The 26,728-nt window shown below is 43.3% G+C and carries 23 protein-coding genes; 12 read left to right on the top strand and 11 right to left on the bottom strand.

The features are described 5' to 3' along the window. Nucleotides 1-137 precede the first annotated feature (137 nt). From prfC to deoD, 8 genes are all read left to right on the top strand, one after another. The gene (prfC, locus tag ACFI6G_RS09955; RefSeq protein WP_010436189.1) at nt 138-1,718 is read left to right on the top strand and encodes a peptide chain release factor 3; all 1,581 of its coding nucleotides are present in this window, start codon (nt 138-140) and stop codon (nt 1,716-1,718) included. Nucleotides 1,719-1,822: 104 nt separating this feature from the next. Further along, on the top strand, nt 1,823-1,978 hold the full coding sequence (locus ACFI6G_RS09950; protein WP_228006017.1) for a DUF5363 domain-containing protein: 156 nt from the start codon (nt 1,823-1,825) through the stop codon (nt 1,976-1,978). Next, complete coding sequence (locus tag ACFI6G_RS09945; protein WP_102392497.1) at nt 1,908-2,789, top strand: TatD family hydrolase; 882 nt, start codon at nt 1,908-1,910, stop codon at nt 2,787-2,789. The genes ACFI6G_RS09950 and ACFI6G_RS09945 overlap by 71 nt, the downstream gene beginning before the upstream one ends. 204 nt (nt 2,790-2,993) lie before the next feature. After that, the gene (locus ACFI6G_RS09940; RefSeq protein WP_010436193.1) at nt 2,994-4,256 is read left to right on the top strand and encodes a NupC/NupG family nucleoside CNT transporter; all 1,263 of its coding nucleotides are present in this window, start codon (nt 2,994-2,996) and stop codon (nt 4,254-4,256) included. A gap of 520 nt (nt 4,257-4,776) precedes the next feature. Beyond that, complete coding sequence (gene deoC, locus ACFI6G_RS09935) at nt 4,777-5,553, top strand: deoxyribose-phosphate aldolase (RefSeq protein WP_010436196.1); 777 nt, start codon at nt 4,777-4,779, stop codon at nt 5,551-5,553. Between the two features lie 110 nt (nt 5,554-5,663). Continuing rightward, nucleotides 5,664-6,992: a thymidine phosphorylase gene (deoA, locus tag ACFI6G_RS09930; RefSeq protein ID WP_016789356.1), complete on the top strand. Its 1,329-nt coding sequence runs from the start codon at nt 5,664-5,666 to the stop codon at nt 6,990-6,992. A 76-nt stretch (nt 6,993-7,068) separates the two neighbouring features. Continuing rightward, nucleotides 7,069-8,289 carry a phosphopentomutase gene (locus ACFI6G_RS09925; RefSeq protein WP_016798219.1) on the top strand — a complete coding sequence of 407 codons (1,221 nt, stop codon included), beginning with the start codon at nt 7,069-7,071 and terminating at the stop codon, nt 8,287-8,289. 63 nt (nt 8,290-8,352) lie between these two features. Continuing rightward, nucleotides 8,353-9,072, top strand: a complete 720-nt coding sequence (gene deoD, locus ACFI6G_RS09920; RefSeq protein ID WP_010436206.1) for a purine-nucleoside phosphorylase — start codon at nt 8,353-8,355, stop codon at nt 9,070-9,072. A 127-nt stretch (nt 9,073-9,199) separates the two neighbouring features. On the opposite strand, the gene ACFI6G_RS09915 is transcribed toward deoD, so the two are convergent. Beyond that, the gene (locus ACFI6G_RS09915) at nt 9,200-9,811 is read right to left on the bottom strand and encodes a YtjB family periplasmic protein (RefSeq protein ID WP_010436208.1); all 612 of its coding nucleotides are present in this window, start codon (nt 9,809-9,811) and stop codon (nt 9,200-9,202) included. Between the two features lie 108 nt (nt 9,812-9,919). Between ACFI6G_RS09915 and serB the strand changes: the two genes are divergently transcribed. Beyond that, entirely contained in the window at nt 9,920-10,900 is a 981-nt protein-coding gene (serB, locus tag ACFI6G_RS09910) for a phosphoserine phosphatase (protein ID WP_010436210.1), read from the top strand. Nucleotides 10,901-11,006: 106 nt separating this feature from the next. Here the strand turns inward: serB and ACFI6G_RS09905 are convergent, their stop codons facing one another. Next, on the bottom strand, nt 11,007-13,355 hold the full coding sequence (locus ACFI6G_RS09905; protein ID WP_010436212.1) for a PilZ domain-containing protein: 2,349 nt from the start codon (nt 13,353-13,355) through the stop codon (nt 11,007-11,009). Nucleotides 13,356-13,516: 161 nt separating this feature from the next. Between ACFI6G_RS09905 and radA the strand changes: the two genes are divergently transcribed. Together radA and fusA are read left to right on the top strand one after the other, a co-directional pair. Beyond that, nucleotides 13,517-14,896 (top strand): DNA repair protein RadA, encoded by a 1,380-nt coding sequence (radA, locus tag ACFI6G_RS09900; RefSeq protein ID WP_010436213.1) that lies wholly within the window; start codon nt 13,517-13,519, stop codon nt 14,894-14,896. Between the two features lie 234 nt (nt 14,897-15,130). Continuing rightward, nucleotides 15,131-17,218 (top strand): elongation factor G, encoded by a 2,088-nt coding sequence (fusA, locus tag ACFI6G_RS09895; protein ID WP_010436214.1) that lies wholly within the window; start codon nt 15,131-15,133, stop codon nt 17,216-17,218. A 242-nt stretch (nt 17,219-17,460) separates the two neighbouring features. On the opposite strand, the gene ACFI6G_RS09890 is transcribed toward fusA, so the two are convergent. From ACFI6G_RS09890 to ACFI6G_RS09860, 7 genes are all read right to left on the bottom strand, one after another. Then, nucleotides 17,461-18,312 (bottom strand): hypothetical protein, encoded by an 852-nt coding sequence (locus tag ACFI6G_RS09890; RefSeq protein ID WP_016787787.1) that lies wholly within the window; start codon nt 18,310-18,312, stop codon nt 17,461-17,463. A gap of 3 nt (nt 18,313-18,315) precedes the next feature. Then, nucleotides 18,316-20,706 (bottom strand): fimbria/pilus outer membrane usher protein, encoded by a 2,391-nt coding sequence (locus tag ACFI6G_RS09885; protein ID WP_372035330.1) that lies wholly within the window; start codon nt 20,704-20,706, stop codon nt 18,316-18,318. A 10-nt stretch (nt 20,707-20,716) separates the two neighbouring features. After that, nucleotides 20,717-21,397 (bottom strand): fimbrial biogenesis chaperone, encoded by a 681-nt coding sequence (locus ACFI6G_RS09880; protein WP_010436219.1) that lies wholly within the window; start codon nt 21,395-21,397, stop codon nt 20,717-20,719. A gap of 89 nt (nt 21,398-21,486) precedes the next feature. After that, nucleotides 21,487-22,071 carry a hypothetical protein gene (locus ACFI6G_RS09875; RefSeq protein ID WP_010436221.1) on the bottom strand — a complete coding sequence of 195 codons (585 nt, stop codon included), beginning with the start codon at nt 22,069-22,071 and terminating at the stop codon, nt 21,487-21,489. Between the two features lie 190 nt (nt 22,072-22,261). Then, nucleotides 22,262-22,900, bottom strand: coding sequence for a helix-turn-helix domain-containing protein (locus tag ACFI6G_RS09870; protein WP_010436223.1), 639 nt, complete (start codon nt 22,898-22,900; stop codon nt 22,262-22,264). Between the two features lie 231 nt (nt 22,901-23,131). Next, nucleotides 23,132-23,347: a VF530 family protein gene (locus ACFI6G_RS09865; protein ID WP_010436225.1), complete on the bottom strand. Its 216-nt coding sequence runs from the start codon at nt 23,345-23,347 to the stop codon at nt 23,132-23,134. Between the two features lie 39 nt (nt 23,348-23,386). Continuing rightward, complete coding sequence (locus tag ACFI6G_RS09860; protein WP_016796734.1) at nt 23,387-24,343, bottom strand: LysR substrate-binding domain-containing protein; 957 nt, start codon at nt 24,341-24,343, stop codon at nt 23,387-23,389. A gap of 103 nt (nt 24,344-24,446) precedes the next feature. On the opposite strand from ACFI6G_RS09860, the gene ACFI6G_RS09855 reads away from it, so the two are divergent. Beyond that, on the top strand, nt 24,447-24,653 hold the full coding sequence (locus ACFI6G_RS09855; RefSeq protein WP_010436235.1) for a DUF1127 domain-containing protein: 207 nt from the start codon (nt 24,447-24,449) through the stop codon (nt 24,651-24,653). 55 nt (nt 24,654-24,708) lie between these two features. On the opposite strand, the gene ACFI6G_RS09850 is transcribed toward ACFI6G_RS09855, so the two are convergent. Both ACFI6G_RS09850 and ACFI6G_RS09845 read right to left on the bottom strand, forming a co-directional pair. Then, a complete protein-coding gene (locus ACFI6G_RS09850; protein WP_016790418.1) occupies nt 24,709-24,852 on the bottom strand; it encodes a hypothetical protein in 144 nt (47 codons plus the stop codon). A gap of 147 nt (nt 24,853-24,999) precedes the next feature. After that, nucleotides 25,000-26,688 carry an AMP-binding protein gene (locus ACFI6G_RS09845; RefSeq protein ID WP_065100275.1) on the bottom strand — a complete coding sequence of 563 codons (1,689 nt, stop codon included), beginning with the start codon at nt 26,686-26,688 and terminating at the stop codon, nt 25,000-25,002. Nucleotides 26,689-26,728: the final 40 nt, after the last annotated feature.

The raw sequence follows: 26,728 nt of genomic DNA, 5'->3' as shown, positions 1-26,728 counted from the left end.
CACAAAATTAGCCAAAAAATAGGGTGTAAACTGACCCTTTAGAAAGTGATACGCTTTCTGTATAATCCGCACACAGAATTCAAGGGCAAGTATTATCTACTTGCCCTTTTTACGCTTTAGATCAGCAAAGGGCGACTATGTCTTTCCAACAAGAAGTGAGCAAACGTAGAACGTTTGCGATTATCTCTCACCCGGATGCGGGTAAAACCACGATTACTGAAAAAGTTCTTTTATTCGGAAACGCGATTCAAAAAGCGGGTACCGTAAAAGGCCGTGGCTCTAACCAGCACGCTAAATCTGACTGGATGGAGATGGAAAAAGAACGTGGTATCTCGGTAACTACGTCTGTAATGCAATTCCCATACAATGATTGCCTAGTAAACCTACTCGATACTCCAGGACACGAAGATTTCTCGGAAGATACGTACCGTACGCTAACAGCGGTTGATTCTTGTTTGATGGTTATCGATGCTGCTAAAGGTGTCGAAGACCGTACTCGTAAGCTGATGGAAGTAACACGTCTTCGTGATACTCCAATCGTAACGTTTATGAACAAACTTGACCGTGATGTTCGTGACCCGATGGAAGTGCTTGATGAAGTGGAAAGCGAGCTAGGTATGGCCTGTGCTCCAATCTCATGGCCAATCGGTTGTGGTAAAGAGTTTAAAGGTGTTTACCATATTCACCGTGACGAAACGATCTTGTACGAATCTGGCCACGGTCATGAGATTCAAGAAGTTCGCATCATTAAAGGTTTGGACAACCCTGAGCTAGATGAAGCGGTAGGTGCTGATCTTGCGGAAAGCGTACGTGAAGAACTAGAGCTTGTTATTGGTGCTTGTCCGGAGTTTGATCATGAACTGTTCCTTGCTGGTGAGCTAACACCTGTTTACTTCGGTACTGCATTGGGTAACTTTGGTGTGGACCACATGCTTGATGGTCTAACGAAGTGGGCTCCTGCACCTCAAACGCGCCAAGCGAATGAGCGTGATGTAGAAGCGACAGAAGAGAAATTCTCTGGTTTCGTGTTTAAGATCCAAGCAAACATGGATCCAAAACACCGTGACCGTATCGCATTCATGCGTATCGTATCAGGTACTTACGACCAAGGCATGAAGATGAACCATGTTCGTACTGGTAAGAACGTAAGTATTTCGGATGCGGTAACCTTCATGGCGGGCGACCGTGCGCGTGCTGAAAAAGCATACGCTGGTGACATTATTGGTCTGCATAACCATGGCACAATCCAGATTGGCGATACCTTTACTCAAGGCGAAAGCTTGAAGTTTGCAGGTATTCCAAACTTCGCGCCTGAGTTGTTCCGTCGTATTCGTCTACGTGATCCTCTGAAGCAGAAGCAACTTCTCAAAGGCCTGGTTCAGCTTTCAGAAGAGGGCGCAGTACAAGTATTCCGTCCTATGCAAAACAATGATTTGATCGTTGGTGCGGTTGGTGTACTTCAGTTCGACGTGGTTGTAGCGCGCTTGAAAGCGGAATATAACGTAGAAGCTATCTACGAAGGCGTTAACGTTGCAACAGCTCGCTGGGTTGAGTGTGATGACGCTAAGAAACTAGAAGAATTCAAACGTAAGAACCAATCTAACCTCGCGTTAGATGGCGGTGACAACCTGTCTTACATTGCACCGACTATGGTGAACTTGAACCTAGCTTCTGAACGTTTCCCTGACGTTCAATTCCGAGCAACGCGCGAGCACTAATTTCTTCGCGATCTATTCGAGCTAATCAAAAACGTCTATTGTTCTGCAGTAGGCGTTTTTTAATGCGTTTTATTTTTGTTAAAGGCTGAGGTTTGAGGGTGAATATGTTTGGTTGGGTAAAAGTTTGGATTAGAAGATACGACATGTGGTGTAAAGATCTTGGCTTAACACCTGAAAATAAGCGTAGCTGTGTGGCTTATCGCCGTGATCCCCAAGAAAAACAGACAGAGAGTAGGGAAGATGACTCCTCCATTAAGTGAATCTCCGCTGTTTGATACTCATTGCCATGCGGATTTTGACGTCTTTTGCCAAAATATTGGAATTGATCAGGGATCTGCACCCGAGCAAAGCATTGATAGCTACCTTAAAGAAGCAAAACAGGCACAAGTTGAGAAGATTCTTATTCCTTCTATTGGCCAAAGTAACTGGTCGAAACTCGATAAAATCGCTAAATCTAACCCCAATATTTATTACGCTTTAGGATTTCATCCTTACTTTTTAGAGCAAGCTGTTGAGGTTCAGTTTTCAGAACTTCGTCAATTACTCTCCTCAAAACCGAGCCAATGTGTTGCTATTGGGGAGTGTGGACTCGACTTTTTTGTGGACGTTGAGAGGGAGAAACAAGAGCGATTTTTCATCCAACAAATGGAACTAGCGAAGGTATTTGAGTTGCCTTTGATCATTCATGAGAGGAAGTCTTACAACCGCCTTATTGAGCTAATAAAGCAGTACAAATTCACCTTAGGTGGTGTTATTCACGGCTTTTCCGGGAGTGAACAGCAGGCTTTGGAGTGGATCAAGCTTGGTTTCTATATTGGCGTCGGTGGAACGATAACTTACCCAAGAGCGCAAAAAACGCGCACAACCATCGCTAAACTGCCCCTAGAATACTTGGTATTGGAAACCGATTCTCCGGACATGCCAACGTATGGAAACCAGGGAAATATTAATCATTCCAAATATTTAGTTACGATATTGAATGAACTTTTTTTGATTAGAAAAGAGACAAAGCAATCGGTTGCAACGCAGATTTGGCAGAATAGCCATCGCGCATTCGGTATATGTGAATAAAATCGAAGGTTTTTGTTTATCGTTTGCGTAAATTGCACTGGGCGTGTGATTTGGTTCACATTTGTGTATGAATGGTACATGAATCTTGTACGAAAGTGTGAGGACGGCATTACTTTATTAGTGGTCGCATGAGTATAATTGCCTCCGCTTTATAGCCCCATTTTGTAACACGCCAATAAATAACTAATAAGGAAGTCATAAACTATGAGCCTGTTTATGAGCCTAGTCGGTATGGTCGTACTGATTGCAATCGCAGTACTACTATCTGACAACCGCAAAGCTATTAATCTAAGAACAGTGGGTGGCGCTTTCGCTATCCAATTCGCACTTGGTGCATTCGTACTTTACATCCCTTGGGGTCGTGATCTACTTGCAGGTTTCTCTGCTGGTGTAGCAAACGTGATCGACTACGGTAAAGACGGTACTGGTTTCCTATTCGGCAGCCTAGTTAACTTCTCAGTTGACGGTATCGGTTTCATCTTTGCTTTCCAAGTACTACCAACTCTGATTTTCTTCTCTGCACTTATCTCTGTACTTTACTACATTGGTGTAATGCAGGTTGTAATCAAAGTTCTAGGTGGTGGTCTTCAGAAAGCTCTAGGTACTTCTCGCGCCGAGTCTATGTCTGCAGCTGCAAACATCTTCGTTGGTCAAACGGAAGCGCCTCTAGTTGTTCGTCCATTTGTTCCTAAAATGACTAACTCTGAACTATTCGCAGTAATGTGTGGTGGTTTGGCTTCTGTAGCTGGTGGTGTACTAGCAGGTTACGCATCTATGGGCGTTCCTCTAGAGTACCTAGTTGCCGCGTCATTCATGGCAGCACCTGGTGGCCTACTATTCGCTAAAATCATCAAACCTGAGACAGATACGCCAGACGATAACATCGCTGACGAAATGGACGGTGGCGATGACAAACCAGCTAACGTTATCGACGCAGCAGCTGGTGGTGCATCAGTTGGTCTACAACTAGCTCTTAACGTTGGTGCAATGCTACTAGCATTCATCGGTCTAATTGCTCTAATCAACGGTATCCTAGGTGGCATCGGTGGTTGGTTTGGTATGGAAAACCTAACTCTAGAACTTCTTCTAGGTTGGATATTCGCACCACTAGCATTCATCATTGGTGTACCATGGGAAGAAGCGACTATCGCTGGTTCTTTCATTGGTCAGAAGACAGTTGTTAACGAATTCGTTGCATACTTAAACTTCGTACCATACATCGGTGACAACGCTCAAATCGTTGAAGCGACTGGTCAAGTGATGTCTGTTAAGACTCAAGCAATTATCTCATTCGCTCTATGTGGTTTCGCAAACCTTTCTTCAATTGCGATTCTTCTAGGTGGTCTAGGTGGTATTGCACCAAGCCGTCGCCACGACATCGCTCGTATGGGTGTTAAAGCGGTTATTGCTGGTACTCTATCTAACCTGATGGCAGCAACAATTGCTGGCTTCTTCCTGTCTTTCTAATTCGTTAGAAATCGATATATAGACGCCATAATAATATCGCCCCGTAGCAAGAAATTGCTGCGGGGCTTTTTTGTTTTTAGGCCCTGCATTTTTAAGCATGAAGATGAACATGTGTTTGAATTCGATATTGGGTCTAGAATGTTTTTTTGAGATACAAACCGTTTGCGTTCTAAGGAGCACTACAATTTATTGATGGATACCTATAATGTATAAGCTAAAGGGATAGGATGTCTCTGTTGGCAAGAACGTAACCACGAAATCAACTCGACGTTATTTTTCTGGGATAAAGCCAAACTTAGCGATACGCTATAGATGTTAGACACAACATGACTGATTTGTTGTGCCATAGACCAAACTGGTACTGTGCGGTGACAAGGATTGCAATTGATAGCGAAAGTTATCAAGTCTTCAGGGAACCAAGTCCGTTCATTTGTGGCTACTGAGCATTACTAAAATATCCATCTATACTGGATGGAGGGCGAAGTAGTTAACTATTTGAATATATTGATCGGAGATAGAAATGAGCGATTTAAAAGCAGCAGCTCTACGTGCACTTAAACTTATGGACCTAACTACGCTAAATGACGACGATACTACTGAGAAAGTAGTGGCGCTTTGTCATGACGCGAAGACTGCAGTAGGCAACACAGCTGCAATCTGTATTTACCCTCGCTTTATCCCAGCAGCTAAGAAAGCGTTGCGTGAGCAAGGTACTCCAGAAGTACGCATTGCGACTGTAACTAACTTCCCTCATGGTAATGACGACATCGAAATTGCTGTTGCAGAAACAAAAGCAGCAGTAGCGTACGGCGCAGATGAAGTTGACGTAGTATTCCCATACCGTGCTCTTATTGCTGGCAACGAAGAAGTTGGCTTTGAGCTAGTTAAGCAATGTAAAGCTGCTTGTGGTGACATCACGCTTAAAGTGATCATCGAAACAGGTGAACTGAAAGAAGAAGCACTGATAAAGAAAGCTTCTCAAATCTGTATCGAAGCTGGTGCAGACTTCATCAAAACTTCAACAGGTAAAGTGCCAGTAAACGCGACTCCAGAGTACGCGCGCATGATGCTTGAAGTTATTCGTGACATGGGCGTTGCTAAAACAGTTGGTTTCAAACCTGCTGGTGGCGTTCGTACTGCTGAAGATGCAGCACTATACCTAGCAATGGCTGATGAGCTACTAGGCGCTGAGTGGGCAGACAACATGCACTACCGTTTTGGTGCTTCAAGCCTACTAACTAACCTTCTTAATACATTAGAAGTGACAGACCAAACTGCTGATCCAGCAGCATACTAATATCCCAATCGGGTGTAACAAGATTTAGTCTGTTTGATGGAGTGGCGTTAAGTCACTCCATATTACCTCTTTCCCTACACACCATACTCACTAGAGTTTGGGAGGCACTAATGTATCTACCTCAAGAAATTATTCGCAGAAAACGTGATAACGAAGTACTAACCACTGAAGAAATTAACTTCTTCATCCAAGGTGTCGCTAAAAACACGGTTTCTGAAGGCCAGATTGCTGCATTCGCAATGGCTATCTTTTTTAATGAAATGACGATGCCAGAACGCATCGCACTAACATGTGCAATGCGTGATTCAGGCATGGTGATTGATTGGAGCCACATGAACTTTGATGGCCCAATCGTTGATAAACACTCTACTGGTGGTGTTGGTGACGTAACTTCCCTGATGCTTGGCCCTATGGTGGCAGCATGTGGCGGTTTCGTTCCTATGATCTCTGGTCGTGGTTTAGGCCACACTGGCGGTACACTAGATAAATTAGAATCTATCCCTGGTTATAATATTACGCCAACCAACGATGTATTTGGTGCAGTAACCAAAGATGCTGGTGTGGCGATCATCGGCCAAACGGGCGACCTAGCACCGGCTGATAAGCGCGTTTATGCGACTCGTGATATCACGGCAACAGTAGATAACATCTCGCTAATCACAGCTTCAATCCTCTCGAAGAAACTGGCAGCCGGCCTTGATTCTTTAGTGATGGACGTAAAAGTAGGTTCAGGCGCATTTATGCCTACGTATGAAGCCTCTGAAGAACTAGCGAAATCTATCGTTGCAGTAGCAAACGGTGCTGGCACTAAAACAACAGCAATCCTAACGGATATGAACCAAGTTCTGGCTTCTTCAGCGGGTAACGCAGTCGAAGTACGTGAAGCGGTTCAATTCCTAACTGGCGAATACCGTAATCCACGTTTGTTGGAAATCACACTAGCGTCGTGTGCGGAAATGTTGGTGCTGGGTAATCTAGCTAAAGATTCCGATGAAGCGCGTGAAAAACTGATGGCAGTACTGGATAACGGTAAAGCAGCAGAATGCTTCGGTAAGATGGTAGCGGGCCTTGGTGGTCCTGCAGATTTCGTAACGAACTACGATAACTACCTAGAAAAAGCAGAAATTGTTAAACCAGTGTACGCACTCGAAAGCGGTGTAGTATCAGCGATGGATACGCGTGCAATTGGTATGGCTGTCGTTGGTATGGGCGGTGGTCGCCGCGTAGCAACAGACAGCATTGATTACGCAGTCGGTTTTGATAGCTTCATTCGCCTTGGCGAAGTAGCAAGCGACGATAAACCATTAGCAATGATTCATGCTCGCAATGAACAACAGTGGCAAGAAGCTGCGACGGCATTACAACATGCAATCACTGTGGGCGGAGAATATACAGCAACGCCAGACGTTTACCGTCAGATTCGTTCTGAAGACGTGTAAATAACAGGTATCGGTATACATCGCGTATACCGATAAACAGAGTTCTGGTGCAAAGAGCAATAAGTTGGTGAAGAAAATGAAAAGAGCATTTATTTTAGTTTTAGATTCATTCGGTATCGGTGAAACAGCGGATGCAGATACATTTGGCGATGTAGGTTCGGATACAATGGGTCACATTGCTGACCATTGTGATCAAGGCCTTGCAGACAACGCGGATCGTAAAGGTCCACTAACGCTGCCAAACCTGTCTAAGCTAGGTTTAGCGATGGCTCACAAAGAGTCTACAGGTCGCTTTGCTCCTGGTATGGATGCAGACGCAGATATCATTGGCGCGTACGGTCACGCTGCTGAGCTGTCTTCTGGTAAAGATACGCCATCAGGTCACTGGGAAATCGCAGGTGTACCGGTATTGTTTGACTGGGGCTACTTCACCGACAAAGAGAACAGCTTTCCAAAGGAACTGACTGACCGAATTCTTGAGCGTGCTGGTTTGTCTGGATTCTTAGGAAACTGCCACTCATCGGGTACGGAAATCCTAGATAACCTAGGTGAAGAGCACATGAAGACTGGCTTGCCAATCTTCTACACTTCTGCAGACTCTGTCTTCCAGATCGCTTGTCATGAAGAGACATTCGGCCTACAAAACCTATTAGACCTTTGTCAGATCGCTCGTGAAGAGCTAGCTGACTACAACATTGGTCGTGTTATCGCTCGTCCGTTTATTGGTGCGGGTAAAGGTCAATTTGAACGTACTGGTAACCGTCGCGATCTTTCTGTGGAGCCGCCAGCGGCAACTATCCTTCAGAAACTTGTTGATGAGAAGGGCGGCAACGTTCACTCAATCGGTAAGATCTCTGATATCTACGCAGGTTGTGGTATCACTCAGAAAACTAAGGCAACAGGTATTCCAGCGCTATTTGAAGCAACCAAAGAAGCGATCACTGAAGCGGGCGACAACACTATCGTGTTCACTAACTTCGTTGATTTCGACTCAGCATACGGCCACCGTCGTGATGTTGCAGGTTACGCAGCGGCACTTGAGTACTTCGATGGTCGCATCAATGAAATCATCGATATGATGAAAGAAGATGACGTACTTATCCTAACGGCAGACCACGGTTGTGACCCAACGTGGCCGGGTTCAGACCATACTCGTGAACATATCCCAGTGATCGTTTACGGTAACAAGGTTCCAGCAGGCTCTCTAGGCCGTCGTGATACTTTCGCTGATATCGGTCAAAGCTTAGCGTCATACTTTGGCACATCGCCAATGGGATACGGTACAAGCTTTTTATAATAGTTAGCTAGAGAGAGGGAAACCTCTCTCTTCTTTTTTGTTTTGAGATTAAGGATATTTTCAATGGCTACTCCACATATTAATGCTGAAATGGGTGATTTCGCTGACGTAGTTCTAATGCCAGGCGATCCGCTACGCGCTAAATACATTGCTGAAACCTTCTTAGAAGAAGTGGTTCAGGTGTGTGATGTTCGTAATATGTTTGGTTACACCGGTACTTACAAAGGTCGTAAGGTGTCAGTCATGGGGCACGGTATGGGCATTCCATCTTGTTCTATTTACGCGACTGAGCTGATCAAAGACTTTGGTGTGAAAAAGATCATTCGTGTCGGCAGTTGTGGTGCAGTGAGTGAAGATATCAAAGTGCGTGATGTGGTGATTGGCATGGGCGCGTGTACCGACTCAAAAGTGAACCGTATTCGCTTTAAAGGTCATGACTTCGCGGCTATCGCAGATTACAAAATGGTGCGCGCGGCAGAAGATGCAGCCAAAGCTCGCGGTGTCGACGTAAAAGTGGGCAACCTATTCTCGGCTGAGCTGTTCTATACGCCAGACCCTGAAATGTTCGAAGTTATGGACAAGTACGGCATCGTCGGCGTAGAGATGGAAGCGGCGGGTATCTATGGCGTATGTGCTGAATACGGCGCAAAAGCTCTGACTATTTGTACTGTTTCTGATCACATCAAAACGGGTGAGCAAACGACATCAGACGAACGTCAAACAACTTTCAACGACATGATGATAATTGCACTGGATTCTGTGCTTCTTGGTGACCAAGAGTAAATCTTTGGTGGCTTAAGGGCCAATGTAGCGTTAGTCGTTATTCTCAATGATTTGTTTAGACACTAGATAACAAAAAGCCCCGTCGCTGCCTGAGCGTCGGGGCTTTTTATTGGATCCCTTTAAGCCGTTAAGAGCTTACATTCTTAAGCAGTAAGTTCTCGCCAGATTTCGTTTGTCTTCTGCGAATCAGCATAATGAACAGCACACCACTGACGAAGCCCATTAAGACCATACCGATCATATAACGATCGCTTTTTCGATAGTGGTGATCAGAAATCGCCGTCATTTTCCCCGTTTCAAACGTCACACGAATAAAACCGATGATCGTTTTTTCTGGTGAGTAGATAGGTTCGACTAACTGCTGCCTGCCGATACTTGCTGTTGAAAGTGGCGTGTCTAAGCCAAGAACTTCGCGTACCGAGAGTGCTTTTTCGCTCGATGCCAGTCGAATACCCTCTGCATCGTAGATGGTGGTATCGAATACCAGTCGATCTTGAGACAGCTGATTAGTGAGTTCAAGCAGTCGTTCTTGGTCTTGTTGCGTGATCATCTTACTAGCAGAAAGTGATGCCTGAGAGATAAGAACCTTGGTTAGTGTCTCTAGTTGTTTTGCTTGGATTTTCTCGTTGCCTTTACTGATCACGACCGTATTTTTAATCGTCACGACGAACATGGTAGCCAACAAAATGAGGGCTAACATTCGTAAAGCGTTACGTATTGAGAACAATGATTCATTCATGTTTAACGAAGCCTGAAATAACAAATGTTATGATTAAGACATATTGAGACTTGCGTTTTCAAATTGCAATAGGTTAACGTTTAGCATAGTTAATTAGGAATCATACACATGGACGCTCAGAAATATCTGCCGATTAAAAGGCATACGACATTATTAACTCGACTTCCCGAGACTCGTTTCGCTTCTCAACTCGCTAAAGCTAAAGCCAATTGGATCGTATTTGGCGAGTACTTATCACCACAATCTTTCGATGACATCGATTTCTTTACTGGCACTTACAACACTATTCTAGATACTTGGAAAGTGGGTAAATACGAAGTGGCATTGATGTCTGGAAATTTAACGCCGCTACATGAAGAAATCCTACAGGCTCTAAAGCTTGATTATGCTTGCCTTAGCGAGGTCCCAGACTTATCTAAGCCAGGTTTGATTGTGATGGATATGGACTCCACAGCGATTCAAATTGAATGTATTGATGAGATCGCTAAGTTAGCTGGAGTGGGGGAGTTAGTCTCTGAAATTACAGAGCGCGCAATGCAAGGTGAGCTCGATTTTGAACAGAGCCTTCGCCAGAGGGTTGGAGCACTTAAAGGTGCTGATGAAGCGATTCTTGAGCAAGTGCGTCAATCTCTGCCATTCATGCCAGACCTTGTTGAACTTGTTAATACGCTCAATAAACTTGGCTGGAAAACTGCTATCGCATCCGGTGGCTTTACTTACTTCTCAGATTACCTAAAAGATACACTTGATCTTCACCACGCTCAGTCAAACACCCTCGAAATCGTTAATGGTAAATTGACGGGTGAAGTTTTAGGTGATGTTGTTTCGGCGCAGACTAAAGCGGATATCTTAGTTGAGCTAGCGGAAGAGTATGAACTTGAACTGCATAACACGGTTGCTGTGGGTGATGGTGCTAACGACTTGGTGATGATGGGCTCTGCGGGCTTAGGGATAGCTTACCATGCAAAACCCAAGGTAGAGCAGCAAGCTCAAACCGCAGTGCGTTACGCCGGTTTAGGTGGTGTGCTTTGTATCTTGTCGGGTGTATTAGCTAAGCAGCAAAAGATTAGCTGGCAAGCCAAACCTTAGGGTTTTCTCAGCGCTATTGGTCGTTTTTGGCAATAGCAGAGTAGATACAAAAAAAGCAGGCTTTCCGCCTGCTTTTTGATTTTTAAATTAAGTGTAACGTCAGTGTTTAACGTGTTAACTCTAATCGGATCAATACTTCATCGGTAATATCTTCTATCTCACCATAACCGATAAAAGCGGTGACCTCATTTTCTAATTTCTTCGCCTGGTGCATGCTGATTCGTGCAAGTTCTTCTAAATCCGATTGGAATAAACTGGTGAGTGGATTAAAGATGGGAGCTGTCGTGACTCGCAATACGTATACGTCACCTAAGTGCTGTGCCTTCTTAATGAATAAGATTCGCTCTTTTGCAGACGTGAAATCTTTGACCAGTTTCGTATGTACGGATTGGATCTTGTCACCAAACTTAACCGCAGCAATGTAGACGTCATGGTGTTTAGGTTCTGCCCCTTCAATCCTTTTTAGTGGCTCAGCCAGTAGCGAGTTAGAGTGCCCTTTGAAAATAGGTTCGAGTGAGAACTTTTGATTGTGTCCAAGCTTTGCGAGCAAGGCTAGATGCTTATTCAATGGGAAATTCACACCAATGATCTTACAGCGCAGTGTTGAGCTTGGTTTATCAATGAATATTGGACTGCTCACCATCTTGCTCAGCAAAATGTTGTGCAGTGATTCAAGCAACGAATGCGTTGGTAGTATCTCTTTTTTCTTAATCAGTTTGCTTTGGTTTTGATCGATAAGCCCGTTAAGGAATGCGATGGTTCGCATAGTCTTCGCGTTTTCTTCGATCACTAATTGTACGTTGCGACCGTTAGGACTTACTCGAATAACGTGGTATGGAACTGTGCTTAATGGCAAATTTTTGTCATAGAGTTGAAGCTCATTAAAGTTCACTAATACAGAGTCACTAGTCTTGAGTACCATTGGATGCTCAAGAGTAATACTGAGTCCACGTTTCGAGATATCCAAAGTGTGTCCATTCGCTGTTGTGCCATCTTGTGAGGCCAGTTGCAAAGGAGATTTAAATTTGTATCTCGGTTCTTTACGACGAGTTTGAGAGTCAAAGTAGATACTTTGAATATTTCCAACAACGGTACGTGGGTGACGGAAACGGTTCAGTTCACTGCTTGGAATGCGAGGTTTTTCACTCAGTAGGTAATCCGCAGCGCTTTCGTGATCGCCGATCTCTTGCAATATACCGCAATGCGTCAGTTGCTCTGAGCTTTGAGCGAGCGTATCCGAGTGCTTAGCTAAAGATTGTCGCTCAGTCTCTGATAGCTCAAAGACAGAGAACTTGAACGCTTTCCAGCTTTTACGCTTACCACCGATGTGCCAGAACAGTTGTCGTTGTTCGCGAGAGGCCTCCGGTAGCATCATCGAGTAGAATAAAGTCTTATTTTGATGCTCGTGAGTAAAAGAGTAGATAACGTTACTGGTTCCCTTTACTCCTGGCTTGGCCAGCAAGTTCATTCTTTGTTCGTTGAATAAGGTACCCAAAGCTTGCTGGTTTCGTTCGTCGTGCCAGTATTGCCACAATGGATGGTTGTTATCCGTGAGCAGAGCCAGTTTTAGTTCGCTACCACTGAAAAATAGGGGAAGGTTACAGGTGTGTTTTAAGTAGGTGTGTTCGATACCTCGGGTACGAGTTCGAATAACCCTATCTTGGTTCTCATGGCTGGTTTTTTTACTTGAACTATTTAAAGATTCATCGAGTAAGCGAGCTAAAATATTGTTGTCGCTTACTTTGATGGTTCTTAAAAATTTGACAGCATTGTTTTCATAAGATTCATCAATGCCCAAAACACGGAATTCAATGGCTTTGTTAACATCGATCTCTAGAGATTTCTCAACCAACTCTGTGAATTTAACACTAATGATTTCACCAAGATTGTATCGAAAGGTGCTTGGTACTTTGAATTTTGCGCCTGACGGAGATATATCAACTGTCACACCATGTAGGCTTTGACCTTTAGATGTTGTCACTTCAACCTGTGAACTGATCTTGAGTCTGTTTTCTTGACGTTTTAAATCGTAGCCCAAGTTAATCGCTTCTGCTTCATATGGACTATTCGCATTGGTGATGTCATGTTTATTTTGAGAGGAGATATTAACAACACTGCGAAGTGGCTGAGTTCGTGGTGTCATTACCAACTCCCACGTGCCCTCTGTGTAACCTTTAAACTTTTTAGTGCCGCGTTGGTAAGCATTCAAAGCGATGTCATCAAGCCAGTGTTTACGGCCGTCTAGCGTGAACTGGCGACATTCATTATCAATACGCCCGCGTAAATCAATGCTCTTTGTACACGGAGCCATGATACGATTCAGTTCCATTTTAACGAGTAGCTTTAGAGACGGCGATTCGCCTTCTGTCATTTGTGAAAGAAGGAATTCGAAATCTTCGGCGTGGTAAGCCGGGATAAGTCGTTCTGCTACAGATAGAATTTCAGATTGCTGCATATTTTTCTTGTTAGAATGGACGGTGCATTGATGTTATCGGCTAGTTTCAATCGATCTTTAAGTATAAGTGGTATGACTGCAACGTTTATTTTAATGCGTACGGTCAACAAGGTCACAAAATAGTAACATTTACCAGTTACCAAGCAAATTATTGAGGTTTTATGGCTAAGGCAAAACGAGCTTATGTGTGTAATGACTGTGGCGCTGACTTTCCACGTTGGCAAGGGCAGTGCAACGCATGTGGTGCTTGGAACACGATTACAGAAGTTAGGTTAGCCGCTTCACCTCAGGTAGCGCGCAATGAAAGATTATCTGGTTATGCTGGTTCTGTAACAGAATCGAGCGTTCAGACATTATCTGAAATTAATCTACAAGAAGTGCCACGTTTTAGCAGTGGTTTCAAAGAACTCGATCGCGTACTCGGTGGTGGTGTTGTTCCTGGCGCTGCGATCCTGATTGGTGGTAACCCTGGGGCAGGTAAATCAACGCTGTTATTGCAGACCATGTGTCAGCTCTCTTCTCAATTACCGACACTTTATGTAACCGGCGAAGAATCCCTACAGCAGGTTGCAATGCGCGCTTCTAGACTTGGGTTGCCAAAAGAGCACCTAAAGATGCTCTCTGAGACCAACGTTGATAAGATCTGCCAGGTTGCTGAAAAAGAACAGCCAAAGATCATGGTCATCGACTCAATCCAAGTTATGCATGTAGCTGATGTTCAATCTTCACCGGGCAGTGTTGCCCAGGTTCGTGAGTCGGCAACGGCGTTAACGCGATACGCGAAGCAGAATAACGTTGCTGTGTTCTTAGTTGGGCACGTCACTAAAGATGGTACGTTGGCGGGACCAAAAGTGCTTGAACACATTATCGATTGTTCTGTACTGCTCGATGGCGGAACAGATAGTCGATTCAGAACTCTGCGTAGTCACAAAAACCGTTTTGGTGCGGTCAATGAGTTGGGTGTGTTTGCAATGACAGGCCAAGGCCTTAAAGAAGTCAGTAATCCATCGGCTATTTTCCTATCTCGAGGCGAAGAAGAAACGTCAGGTAGTTCTGTTATGGTGGTATGGGAAGGGACACGTCCACTTCTTGTTGAAATCCAGGCACTGGTGGATTATTCCCAGCTGGCAAATCCGCGCCGTGTTGCAGTTGGTTTAGAACAAAACAGACTTTCGTTGTTATTAGCGGTGCTGCATAAACACGGGGGCTTACAAATGGCTGACCAAGATGTGTTTGTGAATGTCGTCGGTGGTGTTAAAGTAACCGAAACCAGTGCTGATCTTGCTTTAGTGATGGCATTACTTTCGAGTTTCAGAGACCGCGCATTGCCAAAAGATGTGGTGGTATTTGGCGAGGTAGGCTTAGCGGGTGAGATTCGACCGGTACCAAGTGGGCAAGAACGTCTTAATGAAGCCTTTAAACACGGTTTCAAGAAAGCGATTGTACCGGCAGCGAACATGCCGAAAGGTGGCATTCCAGGAATGCAGATCCACGGTGTGAAAAAATTATCAGAAGCAATTAATGCTTTTGATGAGTTGTAATTGAGCCCACTTCAGCTACTCTATACAGCAGAAAATCAGTTTAACTTGAGCGCTAATTGCGCTTTAAGTTAGCACTAAACTTAACAATCACTTAGATTGTTTCTACAGATTGCCTTTTTCTACATGTTAGAAAAAGGCAAAGTTTTTTAGTCCCAAATGCATGCAAAGCTATCAGTCTTCACAGATTGTGATATACTCTGCGCGCATTTTATATCCTATTAACAGAGTAAGACAATGGCAGATTTATCGAAATACAGAAACATTGGTATTTTCGCGCACGTTGATGCGGGTAAAACAACTACCACTGAGCGTATCCTTAAGCTAACTGGTCAAATCCACAAGACTGGTGAAGTACATGATGGCGAATCAACGACTGACTTCATGGAACAGGAAGCTGAGCGCGGTATTACTATCCAATCAGCAGCTGTAAGCTGTTTTTGGAACGATCACCGTCTAAACGTTATCGATACTCCTGGACACGTTGACTTCACAGTTGAAGTATACCGTTCTCTTAAAGTTCTTGATGGCGGTATCGGTGTATTCTGTGGTTCTGGTGGTGTTGAACCTCAATCAGAAACTAACTGGCGCTACGCTAACGAATCAGAAGTATCTCGTCTGATCTTCGTTAACAAACTAGACCGTATGGGTGCAGATTTCTACAACGTTGTTGACCAAGTTAAAAACGTTCTAGGTGCTACTCCTCTAATTATGGTTCTACCAATCGGCCGTGAAGACGAGTTCGTTGGTGTTGTAGACCTACTAAGCCGTAAAGCATACGTTTGGGATGACACTGGTCTTCCTGAAAACTACGAAATCACTGATGTTCCTGCGGACATGGTTGATGACGTTGAGCAATACCGTGAAGAGCTAATCGAAACTGCTGTAGAGCAAGACGACGACCTAATGGAAGCTTACATGGAAGGTGAAGAGCCTTCTGTTGAAGATATCAAGCGTTGTATCCGTAAAGGTACTCGTGATATCGCATTCTTCCCAACGTTCTGTGGTTCTGCGTTCAAGAACAAAGGTATGCAACTTATCCTTGATGCTGTAGTAGATTACCTACCAGCACCAACTGAAGTTGATCCTCAACCTCTAATGGATGAAAACGGCGAAGAAACTGGCGAACACGCTATCGTTTCTACTGACGAAACATTCAAAGCTCTTGCATTCAAAATCATGGATGACCGTTTCGGTGCTCTAACTTTCGTTCGTATTTACTCTGGTAAATTGAACAAAGGTGACACGATCCTTAACTCATTTACTGGTAAGACTGAGCGTGTTGGCCGTATGGTTGAGATGCAAGCAGATGACCGTAACGAACTAACTAGCGCACAAGCTGGTGACATCATTGCGATCGTTGGTATGAAGAACGTTCAAACTGGTCACACTCTATGTGATCCTAAAGATCAAGTTACGCTTGAGCCAATGGTCTTCCCAACTCCAGTAATCTCTATCGCTGTATCTCCAAAAGATAAAGGCGGTTCTGAGAAAATGGGTATCGCGATCGGTAAAATGGTTGCAGAAGATCCATCTTTCCAAGTTGAAACTGACGAAGAGACTGGCGAAACTATCCTGAAAGGTATGGGTGAGCTTCACCTAGACATCAAGGTAGATATCCTTAAGCGTACATACGGCGTTGACCTAACTGTAGGTGCTCCTCAAGTTGCTTACCGTGAAACTATCACTCAAGCAATTGAAGATAGCTACACGCACAAGAAGCAATCTGGTGGTTCTGGTCAATTCGGTAAGATCGATTACCGTATCAAACCAGGTGAACCTGGTTCAGGCTTCAAGTTCAACTCTGTAGTTGTGGGCGGTAACGTTCCTAAAGAGTTCTGGCCTGCAGTTGAGAAAGGCTTTGCTGGCATGATGGATAACGGCGTACTAGCTGGCTTCCCTACGCTAGACGTTGAAGTTGAACTTTTCGATGGTGGTTTCCACGCAGTCGATTCATCTGCAATCGCATTTGAAATCGCAGCGAAAGGTGCATTCCGTCAATCTATGCCTAAAGCTGGCGCGCAACTTCTTGAGCCTATCATGAACGTTGACGTGTTTACTCCAGACGATCACGTTGGTGATGTTATCGGTGACCTTAACCGTCGTCGTGGCATGATCAAAGATCAACAAGCTGGCGTTACTGGTGTTCGTATTAAAGCTGACGTACCTCTTTCTGAGATGTTCGGCTACATCGGTCACCTACGTACTATCACTTCTGGTCGTGGCCAATTCTCTATGGAATTCGCACAATACGCACCATGTCCAACTAACGTTGCTGACGAAGTGATTGCAAAAGTTAAAGCAGAAAAAGAAGCTGGTAAGTAATTAGCCCTTTTCTAAATTAGCTAAAAAGCCCCGCAAGTGAAAGCTTGCGGGGCTTTTTGTTATCAACTAAACCAATGTTGTTCTCCTATCTTAAGTGTCTATATCCAAACACTTAAAATTACTGGGAATGCATCAGTTCCTTTTCGTTGGATAGTAATAAAGTCATATACGGTGTTCGTTACAGTTTGGAGGTATTTTCCTTTGTCCACTGATTAAACCGTAAGTTTGCTTATCACGTGCCTCTATGGCATAGCCTTTACTTCAACCGTTATCGTATCTTGATATTTACCAGCTCTCGCAAAGTCGATGTTACCTAGCATTACTTCAAGGGGAACCCCCCAACGTTTGGTTTCATCATTGTTTGAGAAGGTAAAAATTGACTTCTGGTTTACCAAGGCGTTATTAAATCGCAACGTATATGGGATCGAGATATTGGGTTCCGACTTCTGCTTTAATTCACCATATTTCTGCTTTACGACTAACCTTACATTCGAGTTTGAAAGAAGATCAAAATCGGAGCGATAGGTGCGGTTAGATTCAAGATCACCAAGCTGGAAGCGATAACCTGAGCTACCTGAGCGTTGAAGGTTTGGTGCGTTAGGAACGGAGTTGAAAGCTACAAACGCAGGGACGTTGAGTTTCACTTTGGCATTTTTTGTCTCTCGTTTTCTATTTAGGGAAATAGAGGCTTCAAGAAGTCCGGTGTAGTTACCTGACGCAGCTACTTTAGCCTCTGGAACTTTTATCCAAAACTTCGTCCTTTGGCTATTATCCAGAGGTAGTTGAAAGCCCTTGCTAGGAAAGTGACTCAATTGACGAAAGTTTTTGTCTAGAATTGTCAGGGGCAAATTCGCTCCGATTGAACTTAAGTAGCTAGATTGTTTATTGTTGATCGATACTAGGGCCATCGGGAATCGACAGCTCTGAATATCACGCGACAACTCTAGATAAGCAGGAATATAAGCGCCCAAATCTCGCTTAAATTCAATATTGCTTCTGTCGACGTTTAGTGTCCATTTGCCATTGCATTCGGCCCAAAGTGGTTGAGATAACATGGCTAAACCGAACACTGAGAGCTTAAGTAAGTGTTTCATGGTTTATCCCTCTTTAATGAGTAAAGTTGGTAAGTAAATCAGGTTGTCATTGATTTCTGGGACGTTTAATTTTGTTGGGATAAAACCATCTATGACGATGGTGTAGTTGCCCGGCGCAACGCCTTCCACAACGAACCTGCCTGATCGATTAGTAAAAAATTCATACGTTTTCTGTTGTCCAACCAACTGACCTTGGATGAGTTTTAATGGTTTGTTTTGCCCGATCTCAATCTTACCTATGATGGTTTTCGATGCTGCAGAACCGATTTTTATTAGATGGCCCGTTTGTGTTCCTGGCGTAATGTTGTACTCGTGGTCGCCAAAGTCATACCCTATAGGTGCATCTGGCGCATCAATGTAGACAGTGGACAGTTGGTGGCCTCCAGACAACTGAACGGCATTACTGATAGTATAGGTAGATATCGATTCTGCAGGATCGTCTGCAACCGCATTTATTTCTACATCAGCATCTAACGAGTCATGGACGGCAATAATTGCCACTGGTCCATTGAGAGGTCGTGACCAAGCTAAGTTACCGTCAGCCAACGTAAGCGCTGTACTTGCTCGTAAAGAAGCGGTTTGGTAACTTGCTGAGCTATCAAATGCTAGGTGAGAAACCTTAGCATCTGTGATAAAACGGTTTGCCACATAATTACCTTCGACTGAGTAAGCTTGAGAATCAGTATCGCCTTCTGCTGTCACCGCATAGCCGTAACTGCCTGTATAGTCCTCTGAAGGGCGTTGAAATTGAGCTCGATAGGTATCTGGTTCATTGGAGTAGGATATATTTGCATTGTATTCTCCATTGTCAGAGTTCCAATCCCAATCTGCAGAAAAAGTAAACCGAGTTTCGTCAATGTTTTCATTTGGGTTCTCTTCTTTTTCTACACCTGCAGAAAGTGCTAGATTGTAAAATTGCCAAGCAATTTCCGTAGAAGCCTGCCATTGCACCTCTGACTCTTCAAAGTCACGGTAGTCACCACTCAGGATTAAACTAAGGTTATCCGTAATACTGAAAACGTAGTTTGAAAAGACGCGGAGCCCAGTATTTGCATCCGTAATCTGCCAAGGCAATGCAAAATAATTATCTTGATACTCACTTCCAAGACGAAAGTTTGGGGAGCCGTAACTGTCTGTTCCCCATAATTGGTGGGAGTAATCTAAGCTGTAGATACTACCTGTATCATTACTGGGCTTGTTGTTTTGTGCAGAGGCTCGACCCCCCAAGTTCCCCCAATCAGAACCAATTGTTGCAATTATGCCGACTTGTTGCCCTTCGGGGTGATACAGAGCGTTTCCGCCAATTGTTAAGGTATCGCTGACACCATAGTCGTAATAGCCAGAAGTTACCCATTGCTCGTCGTCATACTTAAAGTTGTTATCTTCAATCGTCGACGTTAAACCAGAGTAGAAGCCAAAATCAGAAATGCCTTCACGTAACAAACGTGAGTTAAAGAACTGGCTATAAACGATGGTATCGGTCCTACCTGATTGATAACTTATATCCAATCGAACGTCATTGGTACCAGAAACGAGAGGCAAGTCGTCAAGTGTATATCGCCCCGGGGGTAAGCGAATTTCAGTGAGAAAAACGTCGTTAATATAGACTTCGACATCAGCGCTCTCATTCAATACCAGTGGTTGAGTTCCTCCATTTTGGATATTTCGGGTAGGTTGTAAGTCTTGATACAAACGTTCAAAAGCAATGCCTCCGAGAGGTGTACTAGGAAGGTGTCCAGCACTTGCTTGGGTTACATCACCAAAGGTTAGTCGAAAAGGGGTATTAGGTTCATCAAAGAAAAGACGAGCTTCGCCACGATACACATCAGAGTTGATATCGTTACCACCGCTAACAAAACCGGAAATGTCAAGATTGGCGCCTCGAACGCCACCAATATTGGCTTTTAATAACCACTCACCAAGCCACGTTTGCGTGTCCTCTGTATTAGAGTCGCTGAATAAGGAGTAGTCCGTACTCGCATTCAGTGTATTCTGTATTGTCCAAAAAGTGCTTTCTGAATATTTAGCCGGTTCATACTTGCTACCAAACGACAGCAAGAACTCAGCTGCAGCCTTTTCATCAATGACTAAATTAATATTTTGATCGGAAGAGTTGAAGGTTGCACTGATGCCCATATGGTTCAGTTGTTTGATCGTAATGTATTCTTCGGATAAATTTCGTAACGCTGTCAGTGTCTCAGGGTTGATCAGCTTTTGAGTTGACTGAGCAAGCTGTTCCACGTTAATAGAGCCAACAGTCATACCATCAGAATACGCATTCACTTCACCTATAGTGTTCTCACCCCAAGTCAGGGGAAATGGGAATAACCAACTTTGCGCAAACGCGGTTTGTATGGCTGTGACTAATGTGAGGCATAAAATGAGATTCTTCACGAAAGTCTCGTTAATCGATTGTTTTAACAGAAACTTTCTTTGGTTGCCCTAATTCACTTGGTAAAGTGTACTTGACGGTCGTTCCTGGCATTAAATAAGCGCTTGTCTTTTTACTTAATACTTCCCAATCAACTGTTTTGTTTGCTTTGCCACCAGAGAAGCTAAACTCCATACCATTCATATTCAGTACTCGTTTCCCATCGTTGCGGATAGCGACCTGGCTGTTTTGAACTGTCGTGGTTGGAATCGATTTACTGGATGTGGGAGAGACAAAAACCAAAGTTGCAAACTCTAGCAACATGGAAATAGAACTGTCCTCATCTTCCTCTATTTGATTTTCTAGTTCAATTTGTGAAAAGACGATACGGTAAGTGACAGTTTGTTTTATTGGCCCTGTTGGCATGTAACGTACGCGGAAAGTCTGAGACTTTAGCCCGTCAATTTTAGCTTGAGGTGGGAGGACGAGAAACTCATCTTCCGTTGGTGTTAAAATTTCTTCGCCAGTAGAAAAATCAGTTTGGTAGACATTTACTTCTAGAAGGATTGGTTCTTCTTCCACATTAGTCACTTTGTACAAGCCTTGTGCATTTCGACCAACATCATCGAGTTCTAGATAGATTGGACTGACTTCGTACGCGAAAAGGGCTGAGCTGAAAAATAAAGAAAATAGAAGAGTTATAATCCTAGTCATTGATATTTCTCCATAAAATAAACTTGGCTCGATAACCGAGCCAAGTTTTATTTGTCTAAAAGACATCATCCTTAAAGTGTCATCGGCTTTTAGCTTGCTGGACCTGCCGCAGCAAGACTCACTTTAATTTTACCTTTGTATTTACCTGCTCGTGCAAAGCCTGAATCTTCAGGTTGAACATAAATTGGATGTTTGTTGATGCTGTTCACCAAGTGTTCGCCCAATGATGGTATTGGCGACGCCGTCATTTCCAAGCCGTGGTCGCTTGCGGTATCCGCGACCGATTCTGAACCAATTTTCACTTGGTAGTCAATTTTCTCACTCATATTGTGCTTGGTTACACCGTTTAGCTGGTAAGCCGTTACTGAAAATTCCAAATCAGTACCGTAATTACACCATGCACGTAAGTTACCCACTAATACTTCTTTATTGTTGAATCCATTTGACCATGAATCCTCGTGTACTTTGTTCGCTTTGCGTAGAACGTTATTCTTCACGTCTTTTTTGCCTATTCGTAATAGACAGCGTTTCGGAACTCGCCCTTCGATTCGAATCGTTTTTTGGTCCGTTTTACTCAGTGTCGTAAAGTCCACCGCATTGTTAAATTGAACCGCAGAAGCGCCAAAAGAAAGTGAAGCGGCTGCTACAGCAGTAGCAAGAAGTAACTTTTTCATAACTCAATCCCTCGTTGATTTAAGATGCATACCCGTGCATCACCTTTAAAGGTTACGAGGGAACAAAGTGCCAAACCTCATCACATAGAGTGAAAAATATCGCTTACATAGGGTGAGTTTAGAATGAGTTTTGTTATATTCCACTTTTCTTGTGATCTTACTAATTTCTTGTGACCTTGCTATATGGAATCTAATTAAAGCTTTTTACCTGAGCAAGAAGTTCATACCTGGAGCGTAAGTGTAATTTACGAAGTAAGTTTGATGAGTGAGTCTTCACTGTGTTGATACTGACGTGTTGCTGAGATGCTATCTGAGAGTTTGACAGCCCTTTTAGGATCAATGAGCAAGTATCCCTTTCTTTTTTTGTTAACTCTTTATAATTAACTAAATTTTCGCAAGCAGATTCAAAGCTTGGTTCATTATTTTGATAAAAAGAGACAAGCTTATTTAGAATAGCTCTAGGAAACCATATATCTTCTTGATAAACAGAGAGTATTGCCTTCGATATGAATTCGAAATTTTGACCTACTTGTCCCGAAAAACCTTTTTCTAGCCATATTGTCGATGTATTGTCATTGACATTTACCGCTAACCAGAACTCGTGTCGTTCATGGAGAATAAACCCGTATCTTTTGGGGCAAGGCATAGTCTGAATATCAAATAAAACTACAGTTTCAGGTGCTAGTTTGGGTATTTGCATGAAGCACTGAGCATGGGTTATTTGAGCATTAGGAAGAGATAAACCAAGTAGGTCTTTTATCACCCGTAAGTATGAGTTATTACGGGTAAGTACATGAATGTCCAAACCGAGTTCAGAACCAGCTTCCATGATGACCTCTCTATTTATTCAAACATAAAGTCTATAATTATCCGTAAGCTAGGGTGTTTGATATCGCTATCTTAGGTTAAATAATAGTAGTATTTATTGAATATTATTCAATAACTCTAACGTGATATTTGCTTAGCGTTTGATTTTTAATAGAAAATTAAGTTTTAGCTTGGAGCGAACACTAATTACTCATACTTTCGTACCATAATTAGTGCGCTGTGTTAAAGGTAATTAATTGGTTTTCAACTGTACGTAAATTTGCTCTACCTTGGTACGTGCCCAGTCCGTTTTACGCAAAAACTTTAAGCTAGATTTGATACTCGGATCTTTTTTAAAACAGTTGATGTTCACCATATAACTCAGTTCTTCCCAACCGTAATGTTCAACTAATTCAGTCAGTAGTTTTTGTAAGGTGATCCCGTGAAGTGGGTTGTTTTCTTGTGTCATGAGATGTTCTCGCCATTTATTTGGGCTAAGTATATCAGGTTAATCAGGTGAATTATCCGACCATTTCAACTGGTAGTCGGTATCGATAATAGAAAGCTCCTCCCGCCCTTTATAACTAAATAGCTGAACCTGGCTTTGCATCCATGCTTCAAAACGTTTTATCTTTTCACGGTTAAAGTAACCAGCGGGTGCACATAAATAGTAATTGTATTTAGGCCGAAGTGCGATGTTACCTATCCGAACTAATTTCCTTTCTTGTAGATAGCGATACACCAAACTGTGCTTAACAAGGGCGACTCCTTGAACAGATAGCGCACCCTCTAAAACGAAATGCGAACCATCAAATTGTAATGATGTGCGGCCAGCTTTTACCCCGGCTACTTGTAACCAGAGACTCCAATCCATATCTGGCCAGCGATCTTCAATCAGTTCGGCTTTGTGAAGGTCATCTATACAATGAATTCCATGCGTTTCTTGGTAAATAGGATGGCAGACAGGATAAATTACTTCGTCCATCAACCAGCGTGATTCGATATTTGGGTAATTTCCATGACCATATCGAACGCAGATATCGATATTAGAATCTTCAAACGTGACTAGCTTGTTAGTCGGCTCAATTAACATGGATAGATCAGGGTGGCGATCGCGAAAGTCGCCAATTCTCGGTACTAGCCAATGCTGAGCAAAGGAAGGTACGGTAGAAATCGACAGCTGAGTAGGGTTTGGATCTTGGTTAATTCGTCTTACTCCATCTTGAATATGGGCAAAGCCTTTCTTCGCTTGCAGGTACAGTATTTCGCCTTCATGGGTTAATACTATTTTTCGGTGCTGACGAATAAACAAGTCTGCACCTAACCACTCTTCAAGTTGACGAATTTGTTGGCTGACGGCAGCTGCCGTGACAAACAGCTTTTCAGCCGCGAGTTTAAAACTGCCTGTTTCAGCTGCAGTATAAAAATAGTAGATCCCTTGGAAAGGTGGGGTTCGCTCTCTCACATTAGTTTTCCTTAACTGAATGCCAGTATCTATCGTTTGTCGCGAGTGTGTTGTTGGTCGATTATTGACCATAACAAAGCGGTGAATCAATAGGAGAAAGGTTATGAACACGATAACTGCGAGAACAAATCGTCATCAAGCATTGTTTTCATCATTATCAGTTAAGGAATTCTATTCTAAATTTAGACTTTATTTTCAGAACCGTAGAACGAGAAAGCACCTAGCTGAACTGTCAGATCATTTACTTGAAGATGTTGGTATTACCCGAGGTCAGGCTAATGAAGAGGTGAGAAAGTCATTTTGGGAGTGATTCAGATGATCAGACGAACTCTTTCTTCTTAGGAAGAGTTACACCAAAACCAACGCTAGATCTTTGAGATATCAGAAACTTCTTCATGTAGCCATTCAGTAAACGCCGCAATACGCTCTTTCCTCGGTGAGCTAGGATCAAAACATAAGTTAACTTGTACGCCAGGTGTCATGCTTATATCAAAGATATCTATTTCCATCCAACTTGTTTGCTCGTAATCGTTAAGTCATCTAATGAGAAATGACGTCGGTTTAGATTGCAAGAGTAGTGATTCTGTTGATTGTACTAAGTACTTATAATGTAAGCTTACAAAAAAGGAGCCAAAATGGCTCCTTCTCGATTTTGACTATTCTTCCCAAACCACTAATTTATCTTTCGGCCAGTTATGACCGATCTCATGATATTTCTGCTCAAGGATATGTCGTTTGATTTTAAGCGTTGGTGTTAACACGCCATTCTCAATACTCCACGGTTCTTTAATCATCAGTACGCCTTTGATCTTCTCATGCGAAGCTAACTGTTCGTTCATTTTTTCAATGACGCGTTTGCTTGTTCTTTCGTAACGAGCCCGATCAAAATTAGGGAAGTCATGCGGCACTACGAGCAGGATAGGGCCAGGTAAGCCTAAGCCTATCAAACACATCATCTCCACGCGGCTGTACTCAAAGAGTTTATTTTCGATTGGTACAGGAGCGACAAACTTGCCTTTCGCGGTTTTAAAGGTATCTTTCTTACGCCCACGAATCGTTAAATAGCCTTCGCTGTCAATATCACCAATATCACCCGTATGAAGCCAACCTTCTGAGTTAAAAGATTCTTGAGTTGCAATGTCATTTTTGTAATAACCAGAGAACATGCCTTTGCTTCGAACTAAAATCTCTTCGTCTTCTGCAATTTTGAGTTCAATGCCCGGACCAGCATTACCTACAGTGCCAATTTTGTCTGCTCTAAACGGGTAGTTAATCGTGCTGTAGGCGAAAGACTCAGTCATTCCCCAAGCTTCGGTAATGTGTAGGCCAACACTCTCATACCATGCAAGTAGAGCTGGTGATACCGGAGCTGAACCACAGCCAAGAACGCGAGCTTGGTCTAACCCCAGACCATCAGCCAGTTTCTTCTTAATGATGTTATTAACAAACGGGATTTTAAGTAAAAAGTTCAGTTTTTTCTGCGGTAACTTATCTTGAATTCGTTGTTGGAACAGAGTCCATAAACGAGGCACTGAAATAAACAAGGTTGGTCGGTGCATTTTCACATCATCAATAAATGTGTCTAACGACTCTGGGAAAGCGGTGACCACACCACCGGCTACTGAAGAGCCAAAGATATAAACGCGTTCTGTGATATGGGCGAGCGGCAGATAAGAAAACAAACGATCGCCAGGTTGAATACCAATATGATCGATCAACCTTTGTACAGACCACGTAAAGGCGCCGTAGGTGAGCATAGCACCTTTTGGTAGTCCTGATGTACCAGACGTATAGACAAGTGACATTAGCTTATCATCGTGATGTTGAGGACGTTTGGTTGATGGCTCGTGTGTATCGATGAGCTGTTCAAAAGTGTGTTGGCACTTCGCAGCGCTATCGTATGGTAGCGAAATGCTCACTAAGTTCGGATTGTCATCGAGTACTTTTTGAGTTGCCGCAGGATCATCAAGTTTGCCTGTAATCACAATCTTACTTTCACTGTGCTCAATACAATACTGAATGGTGTCTGTGCCAGCAGTAGGAAAGATTGGGACGCTGACAAAATCTCCTAACATCATGGCAAGGTCACAGATAAACCACTCTGCACAGTTTTTAGACACGAGAGCGACTCGGTCACCGGGTTGAGCTCCGAGTCCCTCTAATGCTGATGCCAGTTTTAGTGCTTTGTCGGCCACTTCTTTATAAGTGAACTCAACAAATTGGCGGTTAATTATTTGTTTTAAGTAGACTTCATCTGGACGTTCTTCTGCCCATCTTAAAATCATGTCATTGGGTGTAGGGAGAGCTGTTGCTTTTTCTTGGCTAAACTCGTTAGGCTGAATCATTGTCTAACTCCATGTTTTTCGCTAAGTTATTATTTTTTTG

Source organism: Vibrio sp. PSi01, from assembly GCF_054960695.1.
The sequence above is the reverse complement of the archived record's forward strand: the minus strand, read 5'-3'. Positions and strand labels throughout refer to the sequence as shown.

Bases quoted from the DNA above. Each gene is read 5' to 3' on its own strand.
- fusA (WP_010436214.1), top strand. From the start codon at position 15,131: ATGGCAGATTTATCGAAATACAGAAACATTGGTATTTTCGCGCACGTT.
- ACFI6G_RS09890 (WP_016787787.1), bottom strand. From the start codon at position 18,312: ATGAAACACTTACTTAAGCTCTCAGTGTTCGGTTTAGCCATGTTATCT.
- ACFI6G_RS09855 (WP_010436235.1), top strand. From the start codon at position 24,447: ATGAACACGATAACTGCGAGAACAAATCGTCATCAAGCATTGTTTTCA.
- ACFI6G_RS09865 (WP_010436225.1), bottom strand. From the start codon at position 23,347: ATGACACAAGAAAACAACCCACTTCACGGGATCACCTTACAAAAACTA.
- ACFI6G_RS09940 (WP_010436193.1), top strand. From the start codon at position 2,994: ATGAGCCTGTTTATGAGCCTAGTCGGTATGGTCGTACTGATTGCAATC.
- ACFI6G_RS09850 (WP_016790418.1), bottom strand. From the start codon at position 24,852: ATGGAAATAGATATCTTTGATATAAGCATGACACCTGGCGTACAAGTT.
- radA (WP_010436213.1), top strand. From the start codon at position 13,517: ATGGCTAAGGCAAAACGAGCTTATGTGTGTAATGACTGTGGCGCTGAC.
- ACFI6G_RS09915 (WP_010436208.1), bottom strand. From the start codon at position 9,811: ATGAATGAATCATTGTTCTCAATACGTAACGCTTTACGAATGTTAGCC.
- deoC (WP_010436196.1), top strand. From the start codon at position 4,777: ATGAGCGATTTAAAAGCAGCAGCTCTACGTGCACTTAAACTTATGGAC.
- ACFI6G_RS09875 (WP_010436221.1), bottom strand. From the start codon at position 22,071: ATGAAAAAGTTACTTCTTGCTACTGCTGTAGCAGCCGCTTCACTTTCT.
- ACFI6G_RS09950 (WP_228006017.1), top strand. From the start codon at position 1,823: ATGTTTGGTTGGGTAAAAGTTTGGATTAGAAGATACGACATGTGGTGT.
- ACFI6G_RS09925 (WP_016798219.1), top strand. From the start codon at position 7,069: ATGAAAAGAGCATTTATTTTAGTTTTAGATTCATTCGGTATCGGTGAA.
- ACFI6G_RS09905 (WP_010436212.1), bottom strand. From the start codon at position 13,355: ATGCAGCAATCTGAAATTCTATCTGTAGCAGAACGACTTATCCCGGCT.
- serB (WP_010436210.1), top strand. From the start codon at position 9,920: ATGGACGCTCAGAAATATCTGCCGATTAAAAGGCATACGACATTATTA.
- deoA (WP_016789356.1), top strand. From the start codon at position 5,664: ATGTATCTACCTCAAGAAATTATTCGCAGAAAACGTGATAACGAAGTA.
- prfC (WP_010436189.1), top strand. From the start codon at position 138: ATGTCTTTCCAACAAGAAGTGAGCAAACGTAGAACGTTTGCGATTATC.
- ACFI6G_RS09870 (WP_010436223.1), bottom strand. From the start codon at position 22,900: ATGGAAGCTGGTTCTGAACTCGGTTTGGACATTCATGTACTTACCCGT.
- deoD (WP_010436206.1), top strand. From the start codon at position 8,353: ATGGCTACTCCACATATTAATGCTGAAATGGGTGATTTCGCTGACGTA.
- ACFI6G_RS09880 (WP_010436219.1), bottom strand. From the start codon at position 21,397: ATGACTAGGATTATAACTCTTCTATTTTCTTTATTTTTCAGCTCAGCC.
- ACFI6G_RS09845 (WP_065100275.1), bottom strand. From the start codon at position 26,688: ATGATTCAGCCTAACGAGTTTAGCCAAGAAAAAGCAACAGCTCTCCCT.